The following is a 5,520-nucleotide window of genomic DNA, read 5'->3' on the forward strand; positions in this document are numbered from 1 at the left end:
TCAAATGAAAAAGTGTCAGTCCAGATCATTTTATAATCAGTCTAAAGTGATTTTTGAAATACGCCTGATAAAACAGGCCCAATCCCCAGACTCACAAATAACAGGCTGAGTTTCATACGTAATCAGAAATTTTTATGGTTCATAGATTAAATCATACAAAGCAGCAGGCAGGATGGCGGGGAAAAGGACAAGCAAGATAGTGTCTGTTCAGAAAAGAGGATTTTTGTTCGGGATCAAAGCGCACGGGAAATTTTACCGCCACATAATTGATATCGGAGTCTACGCTTACCTCCGAGGGTAAAATTTTTCGGGCAACGCAGTTATCGGGCAAGAAGGCAAACTGTGGACAGGCACAAGATACGTCAGAGCAGTGTTGACAGGACTCTGGACACTAATTTATTGCAGTAAGACGTATTTTAACATCAAACAACTGTTCCCCCCGAAGAACCGTGAGTGCCACTTCCTGGCCCACTTCAAATTTTTCAAGCTCGGTTCGCAGTTCATCGTAGGATGTAACCGGCTGCCCGGCAACTGCTGTGATTATATCACCGAGAATAATCTCCCCCATGTATTGCATAGTCGGGTGCAGTCCTGCTTTGGCAGCAGGGCCGTCAGCTTCAACGGCAAGAATCAATACTCCTTTTATCCCCAGTCTTTCTGCCAGTCTTTTGTCAGCAAGTGTGGCTCCAATGCCGGGTTTTATGATGTGTCCGTATTTGATAACCTTTGGTACGGTGTTGTTGACTGTATCAACAGGTACGGCAAACCCTATACCGGCATATGCCCCAGACGGGCTGTAAATTGCAGTATTCACGCCAATAAGTCTTCCTGCGCTGTCAAGCAGAGGCCCTCCGGAATTTCCCGGATTAATAGCAGCATCGGTTTGAATCATTCCCTGTATAGTTCGTCCGGTAACTGACTTGATCTGTCGTCCCAGGGCGGATATGATGCCGGAGGTAATTGTTTGATCAAGTCCAAAGGGATTGCCTATGGCGAAGACCTTCTGCCCCACCTGGAGATCACTGGAGCTGCCGATTGTTATGGGTCTTAAAACAGAGGATGGAGCATCAATCTGCAGTACAGCAATATCCCTGTCAGGAGCGGCGCCTATTAGAACAGCTCTCCAGGTTGAACCGTTCGCCATTGTGACCTTTATTTTGTTTGCGTCGCTGATGACATGGTAGTTTGTCACAATTCTGCCATTTTTATCCCATACAAAACCGGAGCCGGTTCCTCTTGGAATTTCCACAGCATTTAAAGAGAAAAATCCCCTCCTCAGGGCAATGCTTGTAATGTACACTACCGACGGAGAATTAAGACGGAAGATTTCGATAGTATTCTGTTCGTCCTGGGCGAGATCGCCTCGAGCTGTAACCGGTCGGGGGTCAGCATCTACTCCGTTAAAATAACTTGTCAAAGAACTGAAAATCAGCCAGAGTCCGACACCGATTGCAATGAATAATGTTAATGAACTGGTTTTAAGATTCATAATGTGTGTCCATGATCAATGCTTACAGGTTGAGAAAAACCTTTGCAAACCAGAGATAAAGCAGGGTGCTGAGAATATCAATGGATGTAGTGACAAAAGGGCCTGTCGCTATGGCAGCATCAATGTCAAAGCGTTTAAAAATCAGAGGAATTGATGTCCCGACAAAGGCAGACATCACCATGCTGCTTAAAACAGCTCCACCTACGACAACCCCAAGGAGAGGAGGCTCGGCAAAACCGAGAAAAGCCACAACCCCGAGAACCATTCCATATACAAGTCCAAGGATTATTCCGACCCGGATCTCTTTAAAGACAACTTTATACGCCTCATTCATGTTGATCCTGCCAGTGGCAATACCCCTGACTACAATTGTGGAACTCTGAACAGCAATATTGCCTCCCATTCCCGTAACAATGGGGATAAAGGAGGCCAGGGCGATTACTTTGGCCAGTTCATGTTCAAAGGAACCGATGACAAACATGGTTACAATCCCGCCAATCCATGAGGCAAAAAGCCAGGGTGCACGTATGAAGGCACTTTCTTTTGTGGATTTCAGAAGAATCTCTCTGTCTTTACCTGCACCGGCCATCTGGAGAAATTCTTCTGTTGCCTCTTCACGGATAACATCAATAATATCATCGACCGTAACAATACCAACCAGAGTGTAATTTGAATCAACAACTGGTACCGCAAGAATGTTATATTGGGAGACTACATGGGCAACCTCACCCCTTTCCGTATCGGTGCTGACGGAAATAACATTCGGGTTCATAATTTCTTTCAGTTTTTGTTCAGCCGGATGAAGCAGCAGTTCTCGCAGAGAAATAACTCCAGAGAGCTTGCAGTCACCGTGGGTTATATAAAGATAGAAAACCATTTCCTTGTCTTCGCCACGGTTCTGAATGGCGTTAATAGCATCTCCAGCAGTCAGTTCTTCGTCGAGGTACATGAAGTCAGGAGACATGAGACCACCGGCAGACTCGGGATGATACTGCATCAGTTCATCCACTTCCTCCCTGTCCTTCTTCTTCATATGCTCCCGGATTTTGTCGGCAAGATCTTCCGGGATGATCTCCAGAAGATCAACTGCGTCATCCGAAGGCATATCTGACAAAATTTCTGCCATATAAGGAGGATCAAGCTCTTTTACCAGTTCAATGACAAATGCATCATCCAGTTCGCTGAGAAATTCACCGACAAATTCGCTTTTTCCTATAATATTAAATACTGCTGTCCGCTCATCCTTTGTCAGGTGTCTGAATACCCATGCCATATCGGCGGGATGGGTCTTGGAGATAAGTTTTGCAAGATTGGAGGTCGCTCCCCGACGATTCAATCTTCGCACCATATCAAGAATCACCATTCCTTCGTTGCCAACGAGTTCTTTTTTTCCTATCTTATCCATACGTTACACCGAAGAGTGGGGTTTAAAAAAAACTGCTTGTCATTGCAGACCAGACAAGTATATTGCCCAAATCATTTACTCTACATTTGTCTGCTCATCAAGGTCTATCTGGTTTTTATAAGTTTTCTCGAAAATGCTGAAGTTGGAAGAAATAGAAAAAATTTTCATTAAAGCCTGTGAATATCACGAATTATCTGATTATAACCGGGCTGAAGCGATGTATAGTCGGCTTCTGGATATCTGCCCCCCCTCCCCTGTTCTCTATAGCCGAATGGCGATGCTCTATTATGAAATGGATGCATTTGAAAAAGCGGCAGCAATGTATGGGAAAGCTCTGAAGTTTGAACCTGATGATCCTGATCTGCACTTTAATTATGCTCTTAGTCTAAAAAAATGTGGACAGCTTAAAGAAGCCATAGCGGTTTTTTCCGAGTTGACTGAAAGACTTGTTTCAGATCCGGAACCGTTCTACAATCTTGCAAACTGCTACCGGGAAACAGGTCGTTTCAAAATGGCGGCCGAGTCTTACGAAAAAACGCTGGCTCTTGACACTACTCATTTTTCTGCTTTAAAAAATCTGGCTTATGTCTATCATCGTCTTGGAAATTATGAAAAGGCCACCAAGCTTTACGAACGTATTCTTGATAACGATCCAGGAAATGAACAGGCAAGGCATATGCTGTTTTCAATTACCGGGAAAAAACCTCCCTCTATCCCAGATCAATATGTAGCAGAAATATTTGATGAATATTCTGATGTTTTTGAAAAACATCTCCTTGAGGAATTGCAGTACAGTGTGCCAGACAAGTTGAAAACCGCCTTTAAAACTCTTAATTATCCAGTGAAACATTTTTCAAGATGCCTTGATCTTGGTTGCGGTACAGGGCTGGCCGGAGCTGTTTTTGCTGAATTGTGTGACAATCTGACAGGAATAGACCTATCAGCAAAAATGGTGGAAAAAGCAAAAGAAAAAAAAATATACGATAAACTGGAAGTTGTTGAAATAAAAAAATTTCTTCAAAGAAGAGAACATTTCTTCGATCTGATTATTGCGGCTGATGTCCTAACATACATGGGAGATCTCCGTCCGGTCATGAAGGCGATTTCAGATGTCTGCACAGAACGAGGCATCTTCTGCTTTTCATTAGAAAACAGTGACAAACCTGGATATCATCTCGGAAAAACAGGCAGGTTTCTTCATGCACAGACATATCTATTGGAAATCGCATTAGAATGTGGCTGGAAGCCGATCAGGTGGTTCAGTACAACCTTGAGAAAAGAGGGTGACAGTTGGGTGGGCGGAACGCTCTATTTTCTCAGCCGCAACGCTGAGGAGGCATCAGACGAACAATGATGTTTTCTGGACAATATAGCAGATGATCAGTCCTGTGATCATTGATATCAGACCAATTACACGCATGTGACTGCTGTCCATTTCACTGAGTTTTTTCAGCCAGTCCCTCATTGCCACAGGGGCTGCAACATAGGGAAGCCCTTCGAGGATAAGAATGAGTCCGATTAAAAGTGTCAATAATTTCATGGCGCCATATTTTTTTGAATCCGTGACGGCTTCGTGTTTTTTTTCGGGTAAGATTTTGAAAAGTTAATATAAATTCCGATTACGCATAAAACTCAGCCTGATACTTGTTGATCTGGGGTGTGCCTGTTTTGTCAGGCGTATTTCAAAAATCACTCACCTTCCTGTGGGGCGTCTGCCGGCAATGCACCCTGTTTTTTGAAATCCAGGAACCAGCTTACTATAATCAACGTGTTGAAAAAAACCAGGCTGCATCACCATTGAACGCTCGCCGATTCAGGATATTCACCATATTGCCTGAATCATGCAATCGGGTAATTCATCGTAAATACTCACTCAATTTTGTTAATTTAAGGCGCCATGAAAATAAAACTGTTTAAAATTATCATTAATTTTCCGAGGAAAAAATTTTCCGGCCAGCGCAGATATCGGGCAAAAAGATCAACTATGGACAGGCACTAATTAACCTGGGGGCAGTTACAATTCACCTTTAGAGGTCAAGCTGATTGCATTTTTCAGAAGGTGTTAATATGATGTGATATCCGGAGTCTCAAAAGCTGGTTCGTGCCTGCCCATACATAAATGGCTCTTTTGCTCAAACTCTGCGTCATGCTTAAAAAATAATGGAATAAATATCAATTATTTGCCTGCGCTTATTTTTTTCTGATTATGTATGAAACTCAGCCTGTTATTTGTGAGTCTGGGGATTGTGCCTGTTTTATCAGGCGTATTTCAAAAATCACATTAGACTGATTATAAAATGATCTGGACTGACACTTTTTCATTTAAATTCCTTATCAATTGAGATTTCCAGTGATTTTTGACCGTAGGCTAGCCTGATAAAACAGGCACATCCACAATTTGGCTGAGTTTCATGGGTAATCAAGTTTTTTATTGTTCTGTGAGAGTATGTGTTCGGAAAATAACTGTACAGCTGATGCGGCGATTTGTTGTCCCTGTGGGTAGTTCCAGATATCCCGCCAGGGAATCCAAGAAATCAGTTGCACGAGATTTTTCATTGCGATAGGATACTCGAATTTCAGCATGTATAACTCAATGTCGTTAACTTGTGCCTGTCCATAGTTGGTC

At 43.0% G+C, this 5,520-nt stretch carries 5 protein-coding genes; 1 reads left to right on the top strand and 4 read right to left on the bottom strand.

The features are described from left to right. Positions 1 to 391: 391 nt before the first annotated feature. Both ACXLDX_RS10575 and mgtE read right to left on the bottom strand, forming a co-directional pair. Positions 392 to 1,489: a S1C family serine protease gene (locus tag ACXLDX_RS10575; protein ID WP_457577150.1), complete on the bottom strand. Its 1,098-nt coding sequence runs from the start codon at positions 1,487 to 1,489 to the stop codon at positions 392 to 394. A gap of 22 nt (positions 1,490 to 1,511) precedes the next feature. Continuing rightward, on the bottom strand, positions 1,512 to 2,894 hold the full coding sequence (mgtE, locus tag ACXLDX_RS10580; RefSeq protein ID WP_457577151.1) for a magnesium transporter: 1,383 nt from the start codon (positions 2,892 to 2,894) through the stop codon (positions 1,512 to 1,514). A 133-nt stretch (positions 2,895 to 3,027) separates the two neighbouring features. On the opposite strand from mgtE, the gene ACXLDX_RS10585 reads away from it, so the two are divergent. Continuing rightward, positions 3,028 to 4,248 carry a tetratricopeptide repeat protein gene (locus ACXLDX_RS10585; RefSeq protein ID WP_457577152.1) on the top strand — a complete coding sequence of 407 codons (1,221 nt, stop codon included), beginning with the start codon at positions 3,028 to 3,030 and terminating at the stop codon, positions 4,246 to 4,248. Here ACXLDX_RS10585 and ACXLDX_RS10590 read toward each other — a convergent pair. Both ACXLDX_RS10590 and ACXLDX_RS10595 read right to left on the bottom strand, forming a co-directional pair. Further along, positions 4,234 to 4,434 (bottom strand): DUF2065 domain-containing protein, encoded by a 201-nt coding sequence (locus ACXLDX_RS10590; RefSeq protein WP_457577153.1) that lies wholly within the window; start codon positions 4,432 to 4,434, stop codon positions 4,234 to 4,236. The genes ACXLDX_RS10585 and ACXLDX_RS10590 overlap by 15 nt on opposite strands. 869 nt (positions 4,435 to 5,303) lie before the next feature. After that, positions 5,304 to 5,520, bottom strand: a 217-nt coding sequence (locus ACXLDX_RS10595) for a hypothetical protein (RefSeq protein ID WP_457577154.1), incomplete at its 5' end; no start/stop codon positions are given.

It is taken from the genome of Desulfomarina sp., assembly GCF_054039375.1.

Excerpts from the sequence above, each read along its gene's own strand:
- ACXLDX_RS10575 (WP_457577150.1), bottom strand. The coding sequence starts at position 1,489 with ATGAATCTTAAAACCAGTTCATTAACATTATTCATTGCAATCGGTGTC.
- mgtE (WP_457577151.1), bottom strand. The coding sequence starts at position 2,894 with ATGGATAAGATAGGAAAAAAAGAACTCGTTGGCAACGAAGGAATGGTG.
- ACXLDX_RS10585 (WP_457577152.1), top strand. The coding sequence starts at position 3,028 with ATGCTGAAGTTGGAAGAAATAGAAAAAATTTTCATTAAAGCCTGTGAA.
- ACXLDX_RS10590 (WP_457577153.1), bottom strand. The coding sequence starts at position 4,434 with ATGAAATTATTGACACTTTTAATCGGACTCATTCTTATCCTCGAAGGG.